General features: G+C 67.2%; 13 protein-coding genes. 4 read left to right on the forward strand and 9 right to left on the reverse strand.

The annotated features are described in order from the left end of the window. Complete coding sequence (locus tag QE374_RS06655) at positions 1-1,542, forward strand: tripartite tricarboxylate transporter permease (RefSeq protein WP_309733269.1); 1,542 nt, start codon at positions 1-3, stop codon at positions 1,540-1,542. Here the strand turns inward: QE374_RS06655 and QE374_RS06660 are convergent. The 4 genes from QE374_RS06660 to QE374_RS06675 all read right to left on the reverse strand — a co-directional run bounded on the left by QE374_RS06660 (position 1,532) and on the right by QE374_RS06675 (position 6,049). Beyond that, on the reverse strand, positions 1,532-3,220 hold the full coding sequence (locus QE374_RS06660; protein ID WP_309733271.1) for a helix-turn-helix transcriptional regulator: 1,689 nt from the start codon (positions 3,218-3,220) through the stop codon (positions 1,532-1,534). The two genes, QE374_RS06655 and QE374_RS06660, sit on opposite strands and share 11 nt — an antisense overlap. 103 nt (positions 3,221-3,323) lie before the next feature. Then, on the reverse strand, positions 3,324-3,851 hold the full coding sequence (locus QE374_RS06665) for a DUF3558 family protein (protein ID WP_309733273.1): 528 nt from the start codon (positions 3,849-3,851) through the stop codon (positions 3,324-3,326). Positions 3,852-3,934: 83 nt separating this feature from the next. After that, positions 3,935-4,831 carry a DUF808 domain-containing protein gene (locus QE374_RS06670; protein WP_309733275.1) on the reverse strand — a complete coding sequence of 299 codons (897 nt, stop codon included), beginning with the start codon at positions 4,829-4,831 and terminating at the stop codon, positions 3,935-3,937. 117 nt (positions 4,832-4,948) lie between these two features. Then, positions 4,949-6,049: a LacI family DNA-binding transcriptional regulator gene (locus tag QE374_RS06675; protein WP_309733277.1), complete on the reverse strand. Its 1,101-nt coding sequence runs from the start codon at positions 6,047-6,049 to the stop codon at positions 4,949-4,951. Positions 6,050-6,275: 226 nt separating this feature from the next. On the opposite strand from QE374_RS06675, the gene QE374_RS06680 reads away from it, so the two are divergent. The 3 genes from QE374_RS06680 to QE374_RS06690 are packed head-to-tail and all read left to right on the forward strand — an operon-like array spanning position 6,276 to position 9,230. Beyond that, positions 6,276-7,202 (forward strand): sugar ABC transporter permease, encoded by a 927-nt coding sequence (locus tag QE374_RS06680; protein ID WP_309733278.1) that lies wholly within the window; start codon positions 6,276-6,278, stop codon positions 7,200-7,202. Beyond that, positions 7,202-8,092, forward strand: coding sequence for a carbohydrate ABC transporter permease (locus tag QE374_RS06685; protein WP_309733280.1), 891 nt, complete (start codon positions 7,202-7,204; stop codon positions 8,090-8,092). The genes QE374_RS06680 and QE374_RS06685 overlap by 1 nt, the downstream gene beginning before the upstream one ends. 49 nt (positions 8,093-8,141) lie before the next feature. Next, entirely contained in the window at positions 8,142-9,230 is a 1,089-nt protein-coding gene (locus QE374_RS06690) for a glycosidase (RefSeq protein ID WP_309733282.1), read from the forward strand. 893 nt (positions 9,231-10,123) lie between these two features. Here the strand turns inward: QE374_RS06690 and QE374_RS06695 are convergent. The 5 genes from QE374_RS06695 to QE374_RS06715 form a co-directional block, all read right to left on the reverse strand. Next, the gene (locus tag QE374_RS06695) at positions 10,124-11,125 is read right to left on the reverse strand and encodes a hypothetical protein (protein ID WP_309733284.1); all 1,002 of its coding nucleotides are present in this window, start codon (positions 11,123-11,125) and stop codon (positions 10,124-10,126) included. Positions 11,126-11,278: 153 nt separating this feature from the next. Continuing rightward, positions 11,279-11,653 carry a hypothetical protein gene (locus QE374_RS06700; RefSeq protein ID WP_309733285.1) on the reverse strand — a complete coding sequence of 125 codons (375 nt, stop codon included), beginning with the start codon at positions 11,651-11,653 and terminating at the stop codon, positions 11,279-11,281. A gap of 302 nt (positions 11,654-11,955) precedes the next feature. After that, the gene (locus QE374_RS06705; RefSeq protein ID WP_309733286.1) at positions 11,956-12,579 is read right to left on the reverse strand and encodes a hypothetical protein; all 624 of its coding nucleotides are present in this window, start codon (positions 12,577-12,579) and stop codon (positions 11,956-11,958) included. After that, positions 12,573-19,337 (reverse strand): PA14 domain-containing protein, encoded by a 6,765-nt coding sequence (locus tag QE374_RS06710; protein WP_309733287.1) that lies wholly within the window; start codon positions 19,335-19,337, stop codon positions 12,573-12,575. The genes QE374_RS06705 and QE374_RS06710 overlap by 7 nt, the downstream gene beginning before the upstream one ends. Before the next feature lie 238 nt (positions 19,338-19,575). Continuing rightward, positions 19,576-24,129 (reverse strand): discoidin domain-containing protein, encoded by a 4,554-nt coding sequence (locus tag QE374_RS06715; RefSeq protein WP_309733289.1) that lies wholly within the window; start codon positions 24,127-24,129, stop codon positions 19,576-19,578. Between the last annotated feature and the right edge of the window lie 72 nt (positions 24,130-24,201).

Raw genomic sequence — 24,201 nt, forward strand, 5'->3', positions numbered from 1 at the left:
ATGGATGCTCTGCAACTTCTGGCACAGGGATTCGCGGGCGCCTTCACCCCGGAGAATCTGCTCTGGGTTCTCGTCGGCTGCCTCCTCGGCACGGCCGTGGGCGTCCTGCCCGGCCTCGGCTCCTCGATGGCCGTCGCCCTCCTGCTGCCGATCACGTTCTCGCTCGATCCCACCGCCGCGTTCATCATGTTCGCCGGCGTCTACTTCGGCGGGTTGTTCGGAGACTCGACCATGGGCATCCTCATGAACACTCCGGGGCAGGCGTCCGCCATCGCCTCCACGTTCGAGGGTCACAAGATGGCGCTGAGCGGCCGAGCCGCCCAGGCCCTGGCCACCGCAGCCATCGGTGCCTTCATCGGCGGTTTCATCGCGTCGATCGTCGTGGTGTTCCTCGCCCCCGCCCTCGCGGACTTCTCGAGCAGGTTCGGGCCGGCGGAGTTCTTCGCCCTGGCCGTCTTCGCGTTCGCCGCGACGTCGTCCGTCGTCACGGACAACGTCATCAAGGGACTGACGTCGCTGTTCATCGGCCTCGGCATCGCCGTGATCGGTATCGACGGGGTGTCGGGTGCACCGCGCTTCACGATGGAGTCGCCGCAGCTGTTCGACGGCATCTCGCTGGTCACCGTGACCGTGGCCATCCTCGCGCTCGGCGAGGTCATCTTCGTCGCGTGCCTCGCGCGCCACGACACCGCGAAGAAGATCATCAAGCCCACGGGCCGGCCATGGCTCAGCCGGAAGGAGCTGAAGGAGGCGACGCCGGCGTGGCTGCGCGGCACCGCGATCGGCCTGCCGTTCGGCGTCGTGCCCGCGGGGGGATCCGAGATCCCGACATTCCTCGCCTACGGATTGGAGAAGCGACTGGACGCTCGGCGCAAGAAGCCGCAGTTCGGGCGCGGAGCCATCCGCGGCCTCGCCGCCCCGGAGGCGGCGGGAAACGCCACGACCGGCATGGCCATGGGCGCCCTGCTCGCCCTGGGCCTGCCGATCTCCGCGACGGCGGCGATCATGCTCGCGGCGTTCCGCCAATACGGCCTGCAGCCCGGCCCGCTGCTCTTCGACCGCGCCCCCGAGCTCGTCTGGGCGCTGCTGGCGAGCTTCTTCATCGCGATGGTCGTGCTGCTGATCCTCAACCTGCCGTTCGCGATGCTGTGGGCGAAGCTGCTGCTGATCCCCCGCCCCTACCTGTACGCCGGCATCACGGTGTTCTGCGCGCTGGGCATCTACGCCACCTCCGGGTCGACGTTCGATCTGCTCATGCTGCTCGGCATCGGCATCCTGGGTTTCCTGATGCGGGCGATGGACTTCCCGCTCGCCCCGCTGATCATCGGGATGGTGCTGGGACCGCTGGCCGAGACGAGCCTGCGGGATGCGGCGATGAGCGCGAACGGCGACTTCTCGGTGCTCGTGCACAGCCCGATCACCATCACGCTCTACGTGCTGCTGGCCGCCGTCCTGGTGTTCTCGGTGCGTGGACGCGTCGTCGCCCGCCGGCGGGCTCGCCGCGCGGTCACCGAGACGGAGAAGGAGTCGGTCACCCGCTGAGGTCGGCCGGCTCCGGCTCGAGAGGCTCGAAGGCCACCGTGGCGAGCCCCGCTCGGGACGGCAGGCCGAGCCGGTGCAGAGCCTCGGCGAGGTGGTGTTCGACGGTCTTCACGCTGAGCCCGACGGATGCGGCGATCTCGGCGTTGCGGCGTCCCGCCGCCGCGAGAGCGGCGATCTGGCGCTGACGCGGGCTCAGCTGTCCCAGATCCAGCCCCCGCCGCGGACCGAGGAGGGCTGCCGCGCGACCGCGCGTCGGCGCTCCCGTGATGCGCAGGATGTCCTCGACGTGGCTCTGGACGGTACGCGGCGAGAGGTAGAGCACCTGCGCGATGGCGGCGTTCGTGTTCCCCTCCGCGAGGAGCACCGCCACCGCGCGCTGCTTCTCGGTCATGACGGCCAGGTCGCCCCGCGCGCCGCTGACGCGTCCGGCGAGTTCGCGCCAGCGACGGGCGGCGAGCAGGCGATGGCGCTCGTAGCCCACCGCATCCGCTTGCCGCGCAAGGCGCAGCAACAGCTCCAGTGCCGCCGCGGGTTCGGAGGCGGCGAGCGCGTCCGCGCGCACGAGCTCGCCGCGCAGCACCTCGGTCGCCGCTCCCGCCGCCTCGTCGATGCGCACGGATGCCGCGGCCAGCGCCTCCGCGTCCGCCACCTGACCCTGCGACAGTGCCAGCGCACCGCGCGCGCGAGTCAGCGACGAGGCCGCCACACGATGGCGGGCCAAAGCGCCGCTGCGACGCAGCAGGACGCCCGCGCGGTAGGTGTCGCCGCGCGACAGCGCCGCCTCGACGAGCACTTCCGTGGCGAACGCACGGTCCCACACTTTGCAGCGCGACAGGTCGGCGCCCGCCGCCGACACGAGCAGCGCGGCGGCGCGCTGCAGCTGTCCGACCGCGCGGAAGCCCCACGCGACGTACAGGGACGATCCGACGGAGAGGTAGTTCTCGTCCCGGCGCGTGCGCGCGATCACCGCATCCGCGAGGGTGAAGAAGCGCTCCCGGTCGCCGGCGACCGCGGCACCGTAGCTTCCGATGGCCTGCAGCACCACGAGCGCCCGCGGCGGCACGATCGCGGCACTGCGGAAGAGCCCTTCGGCGATCGCCCTGACGTCGTCGCGGCGCCCGTGGAACGCGCCGCTGCGCGCGGCGAGCAGCTGCAGGGCCACCGCGGCCGGGTCGGCGTGCTGGGCGCCGTCCGTCACCACCTGTCCGGGAGCGAGCGCCGCCCCGCGAATCAGCGCGTCGGCGGCGTCGAAGCCGCCCGAGCTGAGCGCAGCCTCGGCCAGCAGATATCGCGTCAGCAGCGCCCCCTCGTCCGTTTGCGTGAGGGCAGCGGTGACGGCCGCCGCATCCACGCCGAGGCGGTGGGCGTGATCGGTGCCCGCCATGGCATCCGCGGTCAGCATCGCCGCCGATGCCAGGCGCGCGACGGGAGGCGAGCAGCCCTCGCTCTCGTCCAGTGCGCGACGAGCGTGCGCAGCCGCATCCGGAAACCGGCAGGCGATCACCGCGGCGATCGTGGCGGCGACACGGCAGAGCGCGCGGTCGGCACGGTTCGGCGCCGCATCCGCGCGCGCACACGCACCCGCGAGTTCGACGGCCGCGTCACCGCCGAAGACGCGCAGCAGGATGCCCGTGGCGAACCGCCACGCTTCGGCGCTGCCGTCGACGTCGTCGCCCACGCGATCCGCCCCTCTGCCGGTTTCGGGGGAATCGTGCCACGCCCGGGACCCGTCGCGATACGAACCGGATGCGGAATCCGCCGAAACCCGCAGCAGACCAGCGTCAGAAGCGGCTCGCGATGGTCTCCCCGAGGCTCGTCCACAGGGTCGGGTCGGCTCCGGAGCCGCCCGGGTCGATGTCGACGAGCAGCAGGCCCTCGTTACCCTTCACGACCAGGATCGTGCCGATCGAGGCATCGGCCCAGCCGCGGGTGACGCCGGGGATCGGCTGCGCGTTCTCACCCTGCGGATAGAGCTCTGCGGGAAGGAAGGCATCGGCGTCGGCGGTGTACTGGGCGATGGCGCTGTGCGTGTCGGCATAGGCCCAGGTGCACTGCTGCAGACCCTGCTGCCCCTCTGCGGCCACCCCCTCGATCGCGTCGACACCGAGCGCTGCGGCGATGTCGGCGGAGGGCACGAGCGCGCAGGCGTCGCCCGTGCCCGACCCCGCCTCGGGCGCGGGCGCCGAACCCGAATCGGCGCCCGCCGCGGCCGAGCTCCCCGCGGGCTCGGCCGTGTCCGTCGCGGTCTGCGAACAGCCGGTGAGCACCAGGGCTGCCGCGACCAGGACGAGCGGCTTGAGAGATTTCACGCCGCGATCATGACAGTCGGCGCCGTGCCGCGATACGGCGCGCGGCGCAAACCCGCCGGAACCCGCAGTGGCGTCCTCAGAGCTCAGTGGCCCGCATCCGCGCGGGTGCCGCGCGTGGTCAGACGGGAGATTCCGGTGACGACGGCCACGATCACGAGTCCGAGCGCGAGCCCGAAGACGGCGGACAGCGCCGTCTCGATGAGCCACTCCACGACGGGGCCGGCCGCCTCCACGAGGTGCGTGACCGCGTGTACCAGGTGCTCGGGTCCGTCCCAGAGCGTCTCGGCCAGATTGCCCACGACCAGGTGACCGCCGACCCAGAGCATGGCGACGGTGCCGACGACGCTGATGACCCGGAACACGGCCGGCATCGACGCGACGACGCGCACACCGAAACGGCGGATGCGGCGGGCGTCGCTCTTCATGAGGCGCAGCCCGATGTCGTCGATCTTCACCAGCAGCGCGACCGCGCCGTAGACCAGGGCGGTCATGGCGAGGCCGATGACCAGAAGCGCGCCGAGGGTCATCCAGATGCCGAAATCGGGGTCGAGGCTCGAGAGCGCGATCAGCATGATCTCGGTGCTGAGGATGAGGTCGGTGCGGACGGCGCCGAACACGAGCTTCTTCTCGTCGCGCGGGGAGTCGTCATCCGCATCCTCGTGGTGCGCACCGAACCACTCGAGGACCTTCTCTGCGCCCTCGAAGCAGAGGAACCCGCCGCCCAGGATCAGCAGGAAAGGCAGGACCCACGGCGCGAACGCGGTCAGCAGCAGCGCGATCGGGATGATGATGACGAACTTGTTGATGAGGCTGCCGAGCGCGATCTTCCACACCACCGGCAGCTCCCGTGCCGGCGTGATGCCCTGCACGTACTGCGGGGTGACGGCGGCGTCGTCGATCACGACGCCTGCGGTCTTCGCGCTCGCCTTGATGGCGGCGGTCAGGATGTCATCGACGACGGCGAGCAGGCCGACCGACATACGCACTCTCCCGGATGCGAGGGCCGCAGCCGAACGGCTGCAGGGGCGGATGCCCTCAGCGAGGATATCGGCCCCGGAAGAGGCGGGATCGCGGGTTGCGCGAATCGCGGCGCCGGATCACGCGCCGGCGCGCACCGGGCCCGTGCTGCCACGCATGATGAACTCGACGGGGGGCAGTTCGATCGGGGCGGGTTCCCGCCCCTCCACGAGGGAGATGAGCACCCGCGCGCTCGCCCGCCCCCACTGGATGACGTCCTGCCGGACGGTGGTCAACGGAGGCACCACGTAGGGCGCGAGCGGGATGTCGTCGAAGCCCACGACGGACAGGTCGGCGGGCACACGCAGACCACGGTCGATCGCGGCCGACATCCCGGCGATCGCCATCAGGTCGTTGGCGTAGATGATCGCGGTGGGCGCCGCCGCCAGATCGAGCAGCTCATGTGTGGCCCTGGCACCTGCCGCTCCGGTGAAGTCGGCGACGACCGTGGCGCCCGGCTCGAGCCCGAGTTCGGCCATCTCGTCTTCCCATGCCCGGCGACGCACCGCGGAATGGACGTAACGATCGGAGCCCCCGACGTGCGCGATGCGCCGGTGTCCGAGCGCATGAAGGTGACGCACGGCCCGACGCACCCCCGCGGCGTCGTCGAGGCCGATGGGATCCGGGCCCGCGCCGGAGGGCGCGTCCGGTCCGACGAGAACGTAGGGCAGACCGAGCTCTGCCAGCTCGACGGGCCGCTGGTCGCCGATCCGCAGATCACCGAGGAAGACCCCGTCCACGCGCGCCTCGTTGGCAAAACTCGCGTACGCCGCGCGCTCGGTCTCCTCGCTGTCGACGACCTGCAGCACGAGAGCGTAACCCTCGCCGGACAGCGTGCTCTCGACACCGGCGATGAACTGCGGGAAGAACGGGTCGGTGCTGAAGAGCTCCGGCTCGCGCCGCACGATGTAACCGAGCGCCTGCGCCCGGCTGCGCGAGAGGGCGCGGGCACGGGCATCCGGCTTCCAGTTGAGGGCCGCGGCCGCATCCAGGATCCGCGCCCGCGCCTCCTCGCCCACACCGCCGCGACCGTTGAAGACGAAGGAGACCGCGCTCTTGGAGACACGGGCCATCGCGGCCACGTCTCCGATCGTGGCCTTGCGGGTCTCGCCCTTGCGCTTGCCCCGAGCGGGAGCAGCACCGGCGCTCGCACCGCTGGGAAGGGAAGGCTCGTTCTGCACCTCAGAATCATAGCGTCGTTTAGTCCGATTTAGTTGAATGCTCTCCCTCTCGAACCTCGCCATACCGCGGAATCATGCGCGATGCCAACGCGAGTTGATCTCTTGAACAAAAACCGGTTTACTCGTGTGACGTGCACAGCACACCCGGGGTCGCGACGTCGCCGCCCCCGGAGCGAGACGAGGGAGTACGCGAGATGTCGCGACCAGGGCGAAAGGCCGGACAGCAGTGACTGCGCTCATCAGCCGACGCGACGGGTCACCGCGCCGCCGCCGACGCCTCCAGCGGTGGCTGGGCGAGAACCCCCTCGGGATGCTGCTGAGCGCGCCGTACGTGGCGTTCGTCGTCGTGGTCTTCCTCGTGCCCTTCGGCTTCGGCATCTGGATGTCGTTCCACGACTTCTTCTTCACGGCGCCCGGCGTGCAGGTTCCCCAGCCGTTCGTCGGCCTCGACAACTTCGCACAGGTGCTGGCCGACCCGCAGGTGCACCAGGCGTTCCTGAACCTGCTCGTGTTCCTCGTGATCAACGTGCCGCTGACCGTCGTGCTGGGTCTGCTCCTGTCCAGCGGCCTGAACGCGGTCGTGCATTGGAAGGGCTTCTTCCGCGTCGCGTACTACATCCCCTACGTGACGGCGTCGGTGGCGACCATCGCCGTGTGGATCTTCCTCTTCAACGGCAACGGCGTGGTGAACACGCTGCTGGGTGAGCTCGCACCGAACCCGACCTGGCTCGCCAACCCCGCGATCATCATGCCGCTGATCGCGGTCTACGTGACCTGGAAGAACCTCGGCTTCTACATCCTGCTGTATCTCGCAGCTCTCCAGAATGTGCCCCAGGAGCAGTACGAGGCGGCTCAGCTCGACGGCGCCGGCCGGTGGCAGCGCTTCCGCTCGGTGACCCTGCCCGGGGTGGCGCCGGTGACCTCGCTCGTCATCCTGTTGTCGATCATCACGACGGGGCAGATCTTCACCGAGCCCTACCTGCTCACCGGTGGCGGACCCAACGGCGCCTCCCTCACCCCCGCGCTGTTGATGTACCAGAAGGGCATCCAGCAGGGGCAGCCGGACATCGCGGCCGCGATCGGCATGATCCTCGTGCTGCTCGTGATGATCGTGTCGCTCGTGTCGCGTCGCCTCACCGAGAGGAAGAACTGATGGCCTCGATCGCTCCGCGCACCCGTCGTGCGAAGGAACAGCCCCGCTCGGTCGGCACCTCCCGCGCCCTCGCGGCGCTTCGCTTCGCTGCGCTGGGCCTGGGCGCCCTCGCCGCGCTCGTGCCGTTCTACTACATGGTGCTCGGCGCGTTGCAGCGCCAGCGCGACACGACCCTGTTCGGGCTGCTCCCCCTCCCGGGAAACCTGACGCTCGACAACTTCGTCGAGGTCAACGAGTCGATCAACCTGTTCCGGTCGCTGCTGAACTCGCTGATCATGACGGCGGGCGTCGTGGGCTGCACGCTCGTGTTCGGGCTGCTCGTGGGCTACGCGCTTTCGGTGCTGCAGTTCCGCGGCCAGGGGCTGGTGTTCGCCCTCGTGCTGCTCGTGCAGGCCATTCCGTTCCAGTTGCTCATGATCCCGCTGTACGTGATGGTCGTGCGCTACTTCAACCTGGCCGACAGCTACCTGGGCATGATCCTCCCGTTCGCGATCAACTCCGTCGCCGTGCTGATCTTCCGGCAGTACTTCCTCCAGATCCCGAAGGAGATCTTCGACGCGGCGCGCATCGACGGAGCCGGTGAGCTGCGGATCCTCCGCTCGATCGCCGTACCGCTGGTTCGTCCCGCCGTGCTGACCGCGATGCTCGTCACCTTCATCGGCCCGTGGAACGAGTTCCTGTGGCCGTTCCTGGTCACGAAGGACGCCAACCTGCAGACCCTGGCGGTGAGCCTCGCGAACTTCTCGCAGTCGAACGGCTCCTTCCTCGCGAACCCGATGGGGGCGGTGCTCGCCGGTGCGTGCGTGCTCGCCGTTCCTGTCGTCGTGCTCTTCCTCGCCTTCCAGCGGCACTTCACCTCGGCGAACCTCGGTTCGGCCGTGAAGGGCTGATCGCCGCGGCACCCGCATCCTCGACCCGTCCCTCGACAAGGCAAGGCAGATGACCCAGACCGACGAACTCGAACCCGACGCCACCATCGCGTACGCACTGCGCCGGGTCGGCAACCTCATGGAAGCCGACACGAACGACCCCTACGAGGTGGAGGGCGTGCTCAACCCCGGAACGGCGTGGGGCCCCGACGGCGAGCTCTACCTCTATCCGCGCATCGTCGCGGAGGGCAACGTCTCGCGCATCGCCCGGGCACGCGTGGTGATCGAGGACGGTGTGCCCACGGGAGTCGAACGCCTCGGGGTGGTGCTCTCCCCCGACGAGGGGTGGGAGCACGGACGTCAGAACGCGGGTGTCGAAGACCCTCGGATCACCTTCGTCGAGCCGCTGGGCCTCCATGTGATGACGTACGTGGCGTACGGCCCGCTCGGACCCAAGTCCGCGATCGCCGTCTCGACGGACACGATCACGTGGCGGCGATTGGGTCCCATCCGCTTCGCCTATCAGCCCGAGCTCGACTCGGATCTGAATCTCTTCCCCAACAAGGACATCGTCTTCTTCCCCGAAGCGGTGCCGGGGCCGGACGGGCATCCGTCGCTGGCGTTGCTGCATCGCCCCATGTGGGACCTGGACTGGCTGCGACCCGGCGAGGGTGCGCGGCCGCCGGCCGGCATCGCCGACGACCGCCCGTCGATCTGGATCGGCTATGTCGATCTCGAAGCCGCGACGCGTGACGTCAACGCGCTCACCCTGGTCGAGAACTCGTCGCAGATCGTCGCCCCCGAGGCGGCGTACGAGTCGGCCAAGATCGGCGCCGGCCCCTCGCCGCTGCGCGTTCCCGAGGGCTGGCTGCTCCTGCACCACGGCGTCTCCGGTACGACGCCGCGCGGATTCGAGCTGGCACACGGGTCGAAGTACAGCGCCGGCGCGATCCTGTTGGATGCGGCCGACCCGCGCCGCGTGCTCGCGCGCACACCCGAGCCGCTGCTCGCGCCCGAGACCGCAGAGGAGCTCTCGGGCACCCTCGGCAATGTCGTCTTCCCCACGGCTATCGAGAAGATCGGCGAGCGCTGGTTCGTGTTCTACGGCATGGCCGACTCCTCGATCGGCGTCGCCGAGTTGGAGCGCGCCGAAGGCTGAGCGCGACGAAGCGTTCGCACGGATGCGGCGGGGCTTCGGCCTCGCCGCATCCGTGTCTCATCGACTGAGCCCGGCGGGATCTTCGACGATCGCGCGTGAGGGCGGTCGACCTAGCATGATCGCGCCTGACCCGTTCGAGATGGCTTCCAGGTGGGTATCGGGCTACATCCCATATCCGCCCACGTATCCGTCCGGGGGTTCCGTGAGATCACCCATCCGCCTCGCCCGCCGAAAGGCTTCGGATGCGGAGTCCATATCACCGAGCTCATGGTGGAGGAGTCCCAGGTTGAACGCGGAGAAGCCGTCGCCATGGTGGACGCTGCCGCCAATTCTGACTCCCGGCTCGGCGTCATGAGCCTAATTGACTGGTTCACAAGGCTGAGGACGCGTGGCGCCGTCAGGATGAAGCCACTCGTTGGCCGGCAATCCCGTAGTCGGAACTTTGAAGACCGCACTGGCGACCGGTGAATCGTTGAGGTAGAGGGCGACGTCCATCTCCGTGCCCGCCGGCAGCTCGGGAAGCGCAAACCTCCCGATCGGTGCGCCAGCGATAGCGCCATTGACAAAGACGTCTCCTCGCGAGACGTCTAGAGGCGCTTTCACTTCCCAGAAGTGAACCCAGTCAAGGTCCGTAGAGAGGTTTCGATAGCTCGCAACGATCTCATCGATCGGACCTGACGTACAGACGGCGATCTCCAGCGACTGGTCGGACCCGCGGACGGCTAGTGGACCCTGCCAAAGGTTGTTGTCACATGCTGAGAGCCCCAGAGGGGCAAGCACAATGAGCCCGAAGGCCAGCAGCCATCTCGACATCCGCCGCACCCCTCATACCTCCCATATCCTGACGACGCGATGGGCCCGGCCGCGCGTTGCAGCATCCTGCCGTGCGGCCGTCACGGCTTGTGAAAGGTGACGGTGTGTTCGAGCGGGTGGGTTAGCCCGGCGAAGAGTTCACGAACGAACCGCCGGACGTCAGCCCTCGAGTTCGTTCCCAGCCTCCATTCGTACCATCCATCGCTCTCTTCTCCGTCGGGCTCCCACTCCAGCCCGTCGGAGACGTCAAGGGCCATCAGCTCTGCTTCGATCCTCTCGAGCTCGGCATGGATGCCCTCTCGCGGGACGCCCGTCGCCGGATCCAACAGGTTCACCCGAAACACAGCCTCGAGCGGCCAGGACGCGACATCGCTCAGGTCCTTGAGCTCAACTCCGAGAGGCCCCAAACCGTTGGCTTCGACGTACTCATCGACGCTCATGCTCGACCGCTCGGAAAGGACCCAAACCTCGTCCCGCTCGTAGACACCATCCAAAACCGGACAGAAGAGGTCGACACGAAGCACTCGACCGTCTGCCACGTGCCACGCGTAAAAGGCGCTCCCTGGGACGCTGTCGGCGTCATCACCGTTGAACAAGACAATCGCCTCTCGAAGCGACGCGTCGCGACCCTCCCACACCACTCTCAAGGACCACATCGTGACAGGGAGATACTGGCCAACCTCGGCGTTTGAGTCCTGACGCGCCACACTGAAGGGGCCGGGCCACCGCTTATGTGCAGCATCCGCCTCCGGAATCACCGAACCGGTGGACTTGCGGGCAAGCCGTGATGCTGCAGATGCCGGGAGCTCACCCCTCCACACGACGGTGATCTCCTCCTCCGGAGAGATGGGAAACTCTTGTTCCCCCACCAGTCGCCAGCCTGCCCAGCGCGCACTCAGGTACTCGAGGGAGAGCGGCCGAAACAGAATCACCACGACCTGCTCAAACTTCGTCGAGCGCTTACCGGGAATCGCTCGAAACAGTCTCACGGCGCGGGCAGAGGTCACCGTGCGTGCATCGAATCCCTGCGCCTGAACCACCCGCTCGATCCTCCGCGCCGCACCCGGAACTCGTGCGTTCACTTACAGCTCCATCGTCGTCTAGGCGTACAGAAGGTCCCGTCGCATCGGCACAACAGCTCGGCGTGATGAGCGCGGAAACTCAGTACACCGCTCGGAGGCGGCAGAACCGTGCTGGCTCGCTGGAGGGATGGACGACAACTTCTCGCTTCTGTCTTACCTGATGCCGGTCAGCCGCAACAGCTCTTGCCAGAGAGCATCGTCCGAGAGCGCCTTGATCCGGGCCTCTTGTTCGACGGTCGCTCTCTTGACTCGGAATCGGGTCGTTCGCCACATTCGCGATAACGCCTTCTCGCCCCATTCACGGAAGGATGCGTCGTCCCGAACCGAAACCACCGACAGCACAGCCGGTTCGGTCGTATGCCACACTTCTACTCGCCTGCATTGGGCATCGAAAGCCGCGGCGACCTCATCCCAATAGTCATCTTCATAAAGGCCCGGTACATCGGCGGGAGATGGTACCTGCTGGCAGAATCCGTCGGATTCGAAGACGAGCACCGGCCAAGCCGGATCGATGTTCGACGGCGTCACCAGCGCCCCTGCCAAGGCCGAACAGCGGTGGGAATCCGGTCGAGGTGAAAGGTGACGACAGCAAAGACCGCGAACCCAAGGAATCCGAACGGAGGAGTCGACCCCGCGATCAACCGCTGGCCGCGAACCTGCGTCGGCGCAAAGGTGTAGGTCTCGTCCTCGACGATATGTGGGTCTCTCACCGGGCCTCCAGTCCCCCTGCCCGCCCAACGATGGACTGCAGTATGTCCATCGTTGAAGTGCTCAGGGCGCGGAGGCCCGGAGTGAGGTGTCAGTCAGAATCTGATTGGCGCTCGAGCTTGTCAATCTGCGGCGTCGGACGATCCGAGCGCTGCCCGGGTGTCCGCGATGAACCTTTCGAGCTCGCTTCGTCGAATTGGAAGAAGACCCCGCGGGCCGGCGTGATCGAGCATGATGTCGTAGCTCTTACCGTCGGTGAACGTGAGTCGGACCGGGGGCTCCAAGAGACCCCACATCACCCGCAGGGCCACAGCTCGTTCAAGCTGACCCGCCTCGTACCGCGCGACGAGCTTCGCTTCGCCTCCCGTGCGGATCTCCAACTCCCCCGGAACGATCCGCACGAAGCCCTGCCCGAACTTCTCGCCGTCATACGGCTCCTGACCCGCCGTCCAGTTGCATCCACCGAACATCAAGTACGTCACGCCGTCGAACCCACGCGCAGCACGTCGAACCACACGAAGGTGATTTGACCACGTGAAGACCACGGCACTGCCGATGAGGGCCGCGAGGGCCAGGAATACGACTGACTCGCCCACTTGTCCGCGTGAGGCGAAGATCATTCCGAATACGACGAAGAACACGAACATCAGGGGCCCCAGCGTCCCCGGAAGTAGTCGTTGCCCCCGGAACTGAGTGGGCGCGAACGACATGGGCACGCTCTCTACTGGCTCACGACGATTCACCATGGCTCCATCTTCCTGGGGGTTCCTGCCATCCCCTGCAGTAGATCCGCTATTGCCAGGTGGACGTCCGTGATCGCCCCAGTTAACGCGGCCGTGCCGGGAATAGTGCCCATTCCAGCCGTGATGTTCATAAGCAGCGTGACTCCCCCAACTATGCCACTAGCCACACACTGTTTATCGCCGTTATAGGCGATGCAGTCCGCAGCGATCGACGCTACACCCAGATATGTTGCGAAGTTCCCGGCAATGTCAGCGATCTTGAGCCCCGCCGCCCGCACGAGGGGATGCCCCCCGAACACCGCGAGAGCGCCACCAACCCCTCCGAGAATAGACATCGAGTACGCCGCTCCCTTGAGGTAATTGGCTGCCACCGCGACTAGCCCCTGCGTCAGCCCAGGGGTGCGGATTCGTTCCCCCGTGACGCTGCCGTTCTTGCCGATGACCAAACCTCGGCACTCTTCGTTGACGCACGCCCGCTTGCCCGAGAGATCATGCGCATTGATCGGATCGCTGGGCCAAACATACGAGTTCTCACCTCCTCCCTCGATCGGGTCGACCTGCAGAAAGCGCCCAAGCTCTGGGACGTACGTCCGAGCTCCCATCTCGGTCAGGGAAGCAGAGCCCTCATCTTCAACAATCTTCTCGGCGCCCTGGTGCCAACCGGAAGTCTCATTGGCTACTCCGCTCTCGTTTGCGGGTTTCGTTCCGATCGCGAGGGTCATGGGGTCCAGCGGTTGCCCGTAAGGGTCGTAGAGTCTCAGCCCTGTCACGGACGTGCCATCACCTAGCGTCAGCGTGTGCCCTAGAAGCGAAGCGTACGCCCACGTAGCGGCTCCTCCCGCGGCGACGTCAACCGTGACCCCTCCCGGTAGGCCCAGCGAAACGGTGGCCGCCCCTGAACTATCCAAAGTCGCCCATGGTGCAGTACTGGTGCCCAGATAGAGGAACCGCACCGAGTGCAGGGGCTGGTCGCCGGCAGGGTCGGTCGAGCGCGCTACCACGCGTCCGAGAGGATCCCGGACGATCGCGACACTCGTGCCGTTGTCATAGATGGTCCCAACATGGCGATTGTTAGCGTCATATGAGAGAGCCGAATCAGCGAACCGAATGGTGTTTCCGTGAGCGTCGTACGCGATCTCCGAGGGCGTCAGCCCATCGCTCATCGCGCCTGATCCGTTGAACGCTCCGTTGATCGTTGAGGAAGTGAGTCGGTCCGCCCAGTCGTAGCAGTACTGAGCGCTGGTGGTGACCGGCGTCGACGTGCCGGGTGCAGTGTAGACGTCGGTGTACCCGGTGCGATTTCCGGAGGCACCGGCCGCCGTGTTGACTCCGCAGCCGCCGTTGCCGGCGAACTGGTAGGACAACTGGTGCCCCGGAATCGTCGCCGAAGTGAGCCGCCCGGCCGCGTCATATCCGTACGTTGAGGCGTAGGTCGTGGAGCCCTGAACGAGGCTTTCCTGCACGATGCGCCCTGCGACGGATCGGGCGACGGTGTCGGTGATCGGACTCGACCCGGGGAACGACCAGGTGTTGGTTTGGATCGTCCCTCGCTTCGGATCCCAGGTCACGGCGAGCGAGGCGCCCCCGAGATACGAGATCTGTGAGATGCGTTGCTTCGCGTCGTACGTCGGTGTGGCGTACACCTGGCCTGCGTACTTCACTTGCGTCGTCTTGCCGTCTTTGTCGTAGGCGTACTCCGTTTCGGTCGCCGGAATGCCTGCTCCCGAGGTCGCGGTCTTCAGCACACGGCCTGTGAGGTTCTCGTAGGTCGTCGTGGTTACCGCACCCCACACGTCGGTTGTGGATGTTGCTCGCCCCAGGAAGTCAGCGGTCGTCGACACCGCGGAGGTGGAGGACCCGACGATCGCTGGGCCGCTGACAACGACGGTTTGTCCGGTCGACGTCGCCGTGTACGAGGTGTTCACGGTTTTGGCCGCGACTCCTGCGCGCGCAGCCGACACCTGCTTGGTGACGCGTCCACGTGCGTCATAGGTGATGCACGACCATGCGTCGTCGCCCGTTGTTGCAGTCCCGACGACACGTCCCATGACGTCGTAGGCGTATGAGGTGACGACCGCCGCACCTGAGGCGGGAGTCGGAGAGGTGGTGGACTTCAGCATTCCGAATTGCCGCGCGTTTGCGGGCAGCCCACAGGGGGGCTCCGCCCATTGTCCGGTGTCCGAGTAGTACTCACGGATTGTTGCGGCAGTTGCAGGAGCCCCGCTGGTGGTGGCGGCGGGGAGTCTGCGAGTGAGCTGTCTCAGCCACCCGGTGCCGTTCACCGGCTCGTAGGTCGCGGCTGTCTTGAGGTCGAGCGAGCCGGGGGCAACCGTCACGTCACTGACCTGCCCGACCGCGAGGTCTTGATAGGCGGTGTTCGTTGTAATGGATGGCGCTGCAGCCCCTGCGACGGTGGTGGAGTCTTCGACCGTCGACTGGGTGACGAGTCCGTAGTCGGGGCGAAGTTGGGCGCCGGGAACGACGCCGAATCCTGTCATGCCGGGGGCTTGCCATTGGAGATTGAGTTTTGCTCCCCCGACGTTGTCGAAGTATTCGATACGGATGCGCCGGCTTTCTCCGGCGGCTGCGTTGAAGGTGAAGCTGTCGGCGTCAACTCCTGACTGGTCCGCCCACCTGTCGATGTAGAGGACGTCGTTCACCCAGACGCGCACGCCGTCATCGCTGTTCGTGCGGAGCTTGTATTCGCCCGCGCTGGGAAAGGTGATGAGCCCGGTGAGGCGAAGGGAGAATGTGTCAGCGCTCACTCCGGCGATGGGCGCAGCGGTTCCCCAGTCGCGGTTCACTGTGCCGTCAGTGGTGCCGATCCCGAGTGCGTAGACGGCCGGTTTACCCGTGAGCTTTGTGGTGTTCGTGTAGTACGCGGCTTGAAGGCCCTGGAGTCCACCGTCGTACGTGGTCGCGCGCCTCGCTGGGGTGATCTCGCACGCACTCACGGCAGAGGGGTTGGCGATCGGTCTTCTGTCGGTGCCGTAGCAGGCGGCGGCAGCGGGTCCGAACGACTCGATTGCTCGATCGGTGGCATCGTAGATCGTCGTCGACACCAACCCGATCTGGTCGGTAGCCGAGAGCACGAGATCCTTGCTGCCGTGCCAGGCTTGGCTGGTCGTCACGCCCATCGCGCTCGTCGCGGAGGTTTGACGCCAGGCGGAGTCGAAGGCGACGGTCTTCGCGACGCCGTCGATTCCTGCCACGCTGACGGTTGTCTGTTCGGATGATACGTACGCGTAGGTCGTCGTGGGACGGTTGGCGGCGGTCAGCCCGTCCGGGGCGGGGAGCTTGACCTTTGACACCTTCGTGCCGGCGTACTCGATGCCGACACCGGCGGGGTCGCTGGCGGGCGCGGTGGTGGAGACGGGAAGGCTGTCGTTCGACGAGGCGCCGCGGATCTGGCTGAGCAGTCCGAGGTCGCTGCTGTAGCCGAAGAGGGTGAGCGCGTTGCCCGGGTCGACGAGGGCAGCGAGCTGACCGTTGGTGTTGTAGAAGAGTTCTGTCTTCGTCCCGTCGGGGTATGCGATCGTGCAGAGCATGTCGACGGGCGTTTTCGCGAACCCCGTACCGCTTCGTTCGGGGCAGGCGGTGCGTGCCCCGTTCTGGTAGGTGAAAGAAACCTTCCGCAGGTAGGTGCTTCCGCTGAGCGAGACGGGGTCGACGATCTCTGTCGCGACGCCGTTGCTGTTCAGGATGGGCTGTGGAGCGGCGGACTTCCGGACGTCTTCGGGCGCGGTCGCGGAGGCGACTTTCCCTTCCTTCGTGAACTGATAGACGGTGCCGTCCTCGTCAGTGAAGACGACCCAGCCGTTGCCGTCCAGTGCCAGCACGCCGTACTCGCCCTGTGGAGGCGTGTAGCCGCCGGTGGATGTGCGTGAGTAGGTGTGGGCCTTGCCCGCTACGTCGGTGAGGATCACGGCGGAGTCGATGATCTGAGCTCCCACCCAGTTCGTTGCGGCTCCCGCGATCGGCGTTGATGCACCCCATCCCTGGGGCAAGGTCTGGACCTTCTTGGTGAACCAGTCGGGCGGGATGATGAACTGCGTCGAGCCGATCTTCACCCATGCTTCTGCGACCGCGGTGACGCCGTTCTCGTAATACTCGAACCGGAACGGCACCGCGTTGCCTGAGTAGCTCTGCGCGGGACCCCAGCTGAGGGTCGGTGACGTGTCACTCCACCGGTCTACGGCGAGGGAGTTGTTGATCCAGAGTTTCGCGCCGTCGTCTTGTCGAACGCCGAACTGCACTTGCTGGCCCACATACTCTGCGGGGAGGGTGACGAAGCCGGACCAGCGGGCCATGAACCAATCGTTCGGCACCGCGTCGGCCGGCGCGTTCGTGCCCCAGTCGAAGGAGACCGCAGGGTCGGTCCGCACGAGGACGGGTGTCTTGCCGTCCATGCTGTAGCTCGTCGGCGCGCCGCCATTCAGGCGTGCGTCGAAGTACTCGCCGACGAGACCGCGGTTGCTGTTCGCGACTTCCTGCGAGTTGTACGTGAACGACATTCCCATGGGGCCACCGACGGTTTGCACGGTGGGCGACGCGAACGAGACGGTCGCGTTTCCGTTCGCGAGGTTCGTCGTCACCGGGCCGACCGTGTCGAACGGTGATGGTCCTGTCGCCCCGAGCCGCAGATCCGCCCGGATGCGTTTGACCCACGTGTTGAACCTGTTGGTGTCCTGTCCGTCGTTGGTGAGCACGGTCCAGGTGTAAACGCCACCGTCCTGCAGCGTGCCCGCCGGCACACTCCATGACGCCAGCCCGTTTGCGGCCGTGATCCATCCGGAGGTCACGACGGCGCCCGACTTCGCGTCCGAGCCCGTGGCGATCTTGAACTGATACTTCATCGATCCGCCGACAGCGTCCGCGTCGTTGATCGCACCTACCTGAAGCGTGGGAGTCAACGTCGTGACGGTCTGCGGGGCCTGCGTCGCATCGCTTCCCGGCGCCGCAGTCTCTGCCGCAGGCAGCGGAACGTTGTTCGTCGTGAACTTGTACGAGCCCGCCTGCCTGAACGTGGACTGACCGTAAAGACCGTGGAGATCGTCGACGACCGATGCGCGCCAGTAATAGTCGGTTCCCGGCCGCAGAACCCCCTCAGGAACCACCCACGTTCCGCTCGTGATCCACTGCGACGAGGCGACGATGTTCGACATTCCTGCATCCGTCGCGACCTCGAACGCGAACTGCTGCGGCCTGCCGCCCGCGTTCGTCGTGGTGAGGCTGAGCGTCGGCGTCAGGCTCGCTCCGGTGCTCCCGTTCCACGGGCCGGTGCCCGCCACCGTCGGGAAGTTCCAGTACGCGACCCCGATCTGGGCGTACAGCTCCTTGAAGGAGTAGACAGCTGCTTCGTTGCCGACCAGCATCCACTTGACCGGGTCGCCCACGGCGAACTGGCTCACGAGCTTCTGCGGTACAGCAGAGCCCTGCGTCTGCGTCCACCCGGAGCCGACCGTGTAGTCCGTGACGTAGGAGCCCGCACACACGAAGTTGTAGTTGCACGGGTGCCAGATAGACCCCGACTGGGTCGTGTTCGTTCCACGGTTTCCGTATCCCAGCAGAATCTGAGCATCGGCGATGAACTGGCCCGAAGGGATGCCGGAGTAGTCGAATCCGACGATGGAACGCCAGTACTTGTTCGTGTTGTTCTCGCGGGTGTTGCCCACGTACAGAACGTTCGACAGCGATGCGCCGTCGGACTTGTACGACTGGGCGAAGTTCGCGCCCGCCTGGATCGTCGGATCGATGAGCACCGGGTAAACGCGGTCGGGGTCCGAGATCCACTTCTCGTCCGCCTTCACCGTGTACCACCACACCCCGGACTGCGCGCTCTGAGCGATCGTCGCGATCAGCGACGTCGTCGCCGACTCCCGCTGACCATCGATCCCGGAGGAATCCTCCGCGATCGGGCTCGGCACGGTGAACACGATGACCCCGTCGTCATCGACGAGATCGACCGCGTACGTCTCGGGGTCGAGAATCGGCGTGAGCGAGCCCACGTCAAGGCGCCACGTCCACTTCGGACGCGAGGTCGGAGGCGCGTCGAGCACGAGCGTCTCCTTCACCGCCGCCTCGGAGATGTCGTATCTCATATCGACGCCAGGCTTCACGTCTTTGTACGTCAGCGACTCCCAGTCGTCCCACCACCAGAACGCGGACTCGACGTCCCCGGCCGCGGCGCCCACCAACGAGAACGACACGTCATGCCCCTGCCGCGACAGCGTCACCGCGTCGTCCACATCAGCTGCGTCCGCAAACGACGGGTTCAGGGGGTGGTTCTCAACGACCCACCCCTCGTCCGTCGAAGACAGCGAGGTGTTCGGGTCAACCCATCCCCCCTCGGTCTCCACTCCGCTGGGCATGTTCGACAGCTGCGTCACGCGACGCCCGCTCTCGTCCCCGTATGTCGTGACCGTCTCGGATCGAGACTCCACCGACATGCCGTCGGTCGAGATCGCGCCCGGATCAGCTGCGTTGCTCATGGCCGGCGGCACGACCGCATCCGTCGACACCGGCACCTCGGATGTCACCGTTGTCGCATTCTGCGGGACCTCGAAGTCCCCCTCAGGAACCTCTGGCGCGGCAGTCGGCTCATCCGTCGCAGGAAGAGCCGGCGAGTCTTCCGACGATGCGGCGATCGGCGCTGTCTCGCGCGGCGATGCGAACACCGGCTGAGCAGGGAGCCCCAACCCCAGCACGACCGCCGTGATCGTCCCCAACCCGACGATCAGCGAACCTTTTGAAAACGGCACACCACCACGCGACATCGCACGCCCCCACAAGCACGCTCAACGTAAGCACCCCCCAGTGAGCGCACACGGCCGCGGTTCGCTTGCAATCCCGCGGTCATTCGCAGCATATCCACCTGGGAGTCTCCTCAGCGAGCACTTTGATAACGCTTCGTCTTCTTTGAATGCCCGGCTTGCTCAAAACCACGACGGATGGCCGGGTCCGAAGACCCGGCCATCCGTCTCCATATCCCCGCTGGATTCAGTCGCCCGCGCGGCGCCGGCGCCGGTCGAGCACGAGCGCACCGCCCAGGGTGAGCATGAGCAGTGCCGCCGCCGCGGTCCACGGCACCCAGGCGAGGTCGGCTCCCGTGCTCGGGAGCGCTCCGTCCGCCGGGTTCTGCGGGCTCTGCGGGTTCTGCGGATCCGTTCCACCACCGGCCGCGGCCTCGATCTGCACCGCCACGGAGGCGATGTCGACGCCGTCGCGCATCACGACGATCGTGTGCGCACCACCGGGGACGTCGGCGGGGATGTCCCCGGTGAGCGTGAACGCTCCGGCCGCATCCGCCGTGACGGTGCCGAGGTCCCGCGGACTCGAGCGCAGCTGCACGAGGTACTGCGCGCCGGGCGTGAACTCCGCGCCCGTCACCGTCACCGTGCCTCCGGCCCGCAGTCCGTCCGAGGCGGTCACGGTCGGCGTCCGATCCGACTGCTCGACGACCTCCACCGACACCGGCGTGGTCGCCGGTGACCAACCGGCCTCGTTCTGCGCACGCACCGACACCGCGTACGTACCGGGAGCGAGCCCGTCGGCACGCCCGGTCAGCACGTCGCCGCCGACGGGGATCACCCGGTCACCGATCGTGAGCTCGTACGCCGAGACCGCGGCCCCGCCGTCGTCCTCCGGCGCCAGCCATGTCGCGATGACCGCGGAGCCTTCGGCAGCCGCCGTGAGCGAGGCGGGCGCCGAAGGCACCGTGACCTCGGGCTCCTGACCGATCTCGACGAGGCCGTCCAGCGCGGCGCGAAGAGCCTCGGCCCGCTGGTCGATCACCGGCTGTCCGATCCCGCTCGTGCGCAGCGCATCCTTGGCCGCCTCCAGTGCGGGCAGCACCGGGCGCCAGCTCTCAGCGGTGTAGATGTTGCTGTCGAGCGCGTTGCCGCGGTCGACGAGTTCCTGCAGCGCGGCGGTGTCGACGGCGACGTTGACCGTGCACCAGCTGATCTCGTCGCCCTTCGCGTGAGTGAGAAGCACTCGCGTCGAGCCCGACTCCCCCGCCCGCAGGTCGAAGGCGACCGAACCCTCCGCACCGACGCGCGGCACGCCCTCGACGCGGGCGACGGCCGCATCCACCGGATAGGCGGTGAAGGCGTCGTCTGCGTCGAGCGGGGCGATGGATGCGGTCACGGTGGCGATGTCGCCATGGGCCGCGCTCACGTCCGGCGAGGTGCACGAGAAGTTGTAGCCGCCGTACAGCTCGAACTCGAACAACGAGATGCCGTACTTCGTCACCGGCAGACCGGCGACCCGCACGTAACGCACCTCGGCGTCGGCGAAGTCCACCGTGTTCTTCAGCTCCGCCGAGGTCTTCTGCACTCGGGCCAGCTCCTGCCACGTCTGACCGTCGAGCGAGCCCTCCAGCCGGAAGTCGTTCGAGGTCGCCGACTCCCACGTCAGCACCGCCTGGTTGACGGTCCTCGGCCCTTCCAGGTCGACCTGCAGCCAGCGCTCCGTCTTGTACGGTGCGTCCTCGCGGCGCGACGCCCAGCGGGTCGTCCCGATCCCGTCGGTGGCGAAGCGCGGCTCGAGCGTGGCGTTGTACGACGACTCTGCGGTCGTGGGCCGACCGAGCGCGAGGTTCTCCCGCCCGACGGGTGTCGTGGGCGCCGAGGCGATCGCGTCGCCCTCGAACACCTCCATCTCCCAGATCGAGACGCCGTACTGCGTCGTGCTGCGCTGGATCGACTGCATCCGCACATAGCGGGCGTTCTCCTGCACCGCGATCACGTCGAGTCCGCCGTCGCTGCCGCCCGAGGGCGTCACATAGGCGTCGCGCCAGTTGCTCTGATCGTCGGACACCTGGATGCGGTACTGCTTCGCGTACGAGGCCTCCCACCACAGCCGGACGGTGCCGATCGACTGCACCGAGCCGAGGTCCACCTGGGTCCACGCCGTGTCAGAGAGGTTGGCGCTCCAGCGGCTGGCCATGTTTCCGTCGGTGATGCTGCCGGCTGCGGACCCGCCCGACGCCGTCACCGATCGGCCGAGCGCCAGGTTGCGACTGGCCTCGACCGACATCTCGGCGATCGAGTAGCCGCTTCCTCCGGTGCTCTCGAGAAGCAGCACCCGCAGGTAGGTCGCCGCCGTGGGCGGGAACTCGAGCGTCTCGGTGCCCCCTTCCGCATCCTGCACGAAGCGCAGATCGCTCCAGTTGGCGCCGTCCTGCGAGGTCTGCACGAGGTAGCGCGTGGCTGCCTGGGCGCCCCACTCGAGGGTCAGTCCCGTCACGAAGGCGCCGGCGCCCAGATCCTTGGCCACCCACTGCACCCCGCCGTCGGCGGACGCCCAGGAGGTGGCGGCATCGCCGTCGCCGGCGAGCGCGGCACCGCGCCCCTCGGCGGAGCTGCTCGCCGAGTAGGCCGACGCCTGGGCGCCGTCGGTCGGCGTCAAGGACGCCGTGACGGTCTTGCCCAGGTTCGGTCCCGACCCCAGAGCGAAGGTTCCGGCGTGCACCGCGTCCGGCCCCCGGAGGGTGACGGCCACGACCAGCCCCGGCTTGTCGGGGTTCGCGATGCTGACGACGGGCTCCGCACCCGACTCGTCGAGAATGACGATCGCGGGCTGATTGACCTCGAGCGTGCGTCCGTCGCCGAGATCGAGGGCATCGGCCTGGAAGAACGTCGCCATCGTGCGCTGAAGGCCCGCATGCTGCACGGCCTGCACGCTCGCGTCGTTCTGCAGGATGCGTACCGCCGGAGCGGCGGCGTAGCGCTCGACCTCAGCCGGGGATGCGGCGGGCAGCACGATGTACTCGTAGCCCGCGTCCGTCGGCTTCGTGCCGTGGTCGAAGTACAGGGTGAAGGCGTCGCGGCTCACCGCATCCTCGCCCACCCAGCTTCCGGTCTGCGCCTTGTTGGAGACGGTGACCGGCGCATCGGACGGGAAGACGTATCCGACCTCGTCGTTGTAGGCCCATGCCGGGTCGTCCACGACGACACCGTCGGCACCGTCGGCGACGGGCTTGCCGTCCACCGTCGCGTTGTCCTTGGCAGCGGCCTGGTTGACGACGCTGTGCACGGCCGCATCCGCCGTCGAGCCGATGCCCGTTCCCAGCGCCACCATCTCGTCGTCGAAGAGGAAGGTGCTCTTCAGACCCTTCGTCTTCGCGCGGTCGAGCGTGTAGACGTTCGCGCCGTAGCGCCCGTCGGAGACGCCCCCCGTGAAGCTGCCGCCGTTGCCGACGCGGCCGTTCGTTCCTCGCGTCTGCTCCTTCAGGTAGGGAGCCGTGACACCCGGGTAGTGGAACCAGTCGAAGGCGGGACCGAGGTCGAGGTACTCACGGTTGTTCACCTGGATGGCGGTGGCCGACGCCGAGTTCCAGAAGACCTCGTTGCCGACCTCGGGACGGAACGTGGAACGATACTCCGCGCCGACCGTGCGGCTGGAGTTCAGACGCGTGAAGACGGCGTACTCGTCGCGGATGTGGGAGGAGAACTCCGACCGCCAGAAGTACTTGTCGCCCGTGACGCCGTTGCCGGGGGTCTTGCCGCGGATGTTGTCGGCGAGTGCGCGGTACTGCGTGGCGTAGAGGGCATCGGTGCGCGCCATCTCGTCGAGCGGTTCGAGGAACTCCGATGCGTAGCTCGTGACGCCATCGATCGTCTTGGGCGGTCGGTAGCCCAGGTAGAGCATCCCCACCTCGCCGCGGATCATCCAGCGCGTGCCGTTGATGATGTAGAACGCGATGTCGTCGAGCTGCGCGCGGGTGAAACCGAGGCTCGTGCCCCGCGCCGCATCCGCCCACAGCGCGACGTTGGTGAACAGCGCCATGCCGTAGCCCTCGCTGTAGAGCTGCGCCTCGTGGGCCCAGAAGCTGGCGTCGGGCTGCACGGCCTCGTTGACGTTCCCGGAGTTGTCGACGGCGACCGTCGCGGCCATCGTGTCGAACCCGGAGGCGATGTTCTCGAAGTTGCGCGAGGCCACCGCCTCGAACAGGTAGTTCGTCGTACGCCATGCACCGTTGGCACCGACCGGGTCGAGCTTTCCGGTGTTGTGCTTCAGGCTGGCGGCGAACGCCTCGTCGCTGAGCACTCCGCCGAGGAAGATCGAGATGCGCCCCATGGCCATGGACTCGCCGATCTCGGTCTCCCACCAGTTCTGATTGCCGGGATCGACCGCATCCCAGTACGTCAGGGCGCGGTCGACCGCGGTCACGAGGGCGGGATCCTCGAAGCCCTTCGCGTCGGAGTCGCGGTACGCGTAGGCCATCGCGAGCATGCGGTACAGCGCGATGTAGGCGGACCAGGTCGCGCCGTTCGCCGAGCTCGTACGGTCGGCGTAGTTCACGTCGGACCAGGAGCCGTCGGCGTTCTGGGATGCGGCGTACTCCTGCGCTTCGGACACACGCGCCAGGTAGATGCCGTTGGCGATGATGATCTCATCGCCCTGCGCCAGGTAGTACTCCTGCAGACGCGCCACGATCGTGTCGACGTCGTCGTCAGGGGTGGCTGCCGTCGCGGGCACGGTGGCGAGCCCTGTGAAGGCGAGCACCAGGGCGACGACGAGAGCCAGCGAGGCCCTGATTCTTCTCATGACGGGCTCCTTCGGCCGGTTGAGAGATGCGCGCATGCGTGCGCGAAGAGAGGATGCGGGCGCTGAGCCCGA

This window comes from Microbacterium sp. SORGH_AS_0428 (genome assembly GCF_031453615.1).
Classification (GTDB): Bacteria; Actinomycetota; Actinomycetes; order Actinomycetales; family Microbacteriaceae; genus Microbacterium.

Coding starts and splice junctions, on each gene's coding strand:
- QE374_RS06655 (WP_309733269.1), top strand. CDS start 1: ATGGATGCTCTGCAACTTCTGGCACAGGGATTCGCGGGCGCCTTCACC.
- QE374_RS06670 (WP_309733275.1), bottom strand. CDS start 4,831: ATGTCGGTCGGCCTGCTCGCCGTCGTCGATGACATCCTGACCGCCGCC.
- QE374_RS06685 (WP_309733280.1), top strand. CDS start 7,202: ATGGCCTCGATCGCTCCGCGCACCCGTCGTGCGAAGGAACAGCCCCGC.
- QE374_RS06690 (WP_309733282.1), top strand. CDS start 8,142: ATGACCCAGACCGACGAACTCGAACCCGACGCCACCATCGCGTACGCA.
- QE374_RS06705 (WP_309733286.1), bottom strand. CDS start 12,579: ATGGTGAATCGTCGTGAGCCAGTAGAGAGCGTGCCCATGTCGTTCGCG.
- QE374_RS06715 (WP_309733289.1), bottom strand. CDS start 24,129: ATGAGAAGAATCAGGGCCTCGCTGGCTCTCGTCGTCGCCCTGGTGCTC.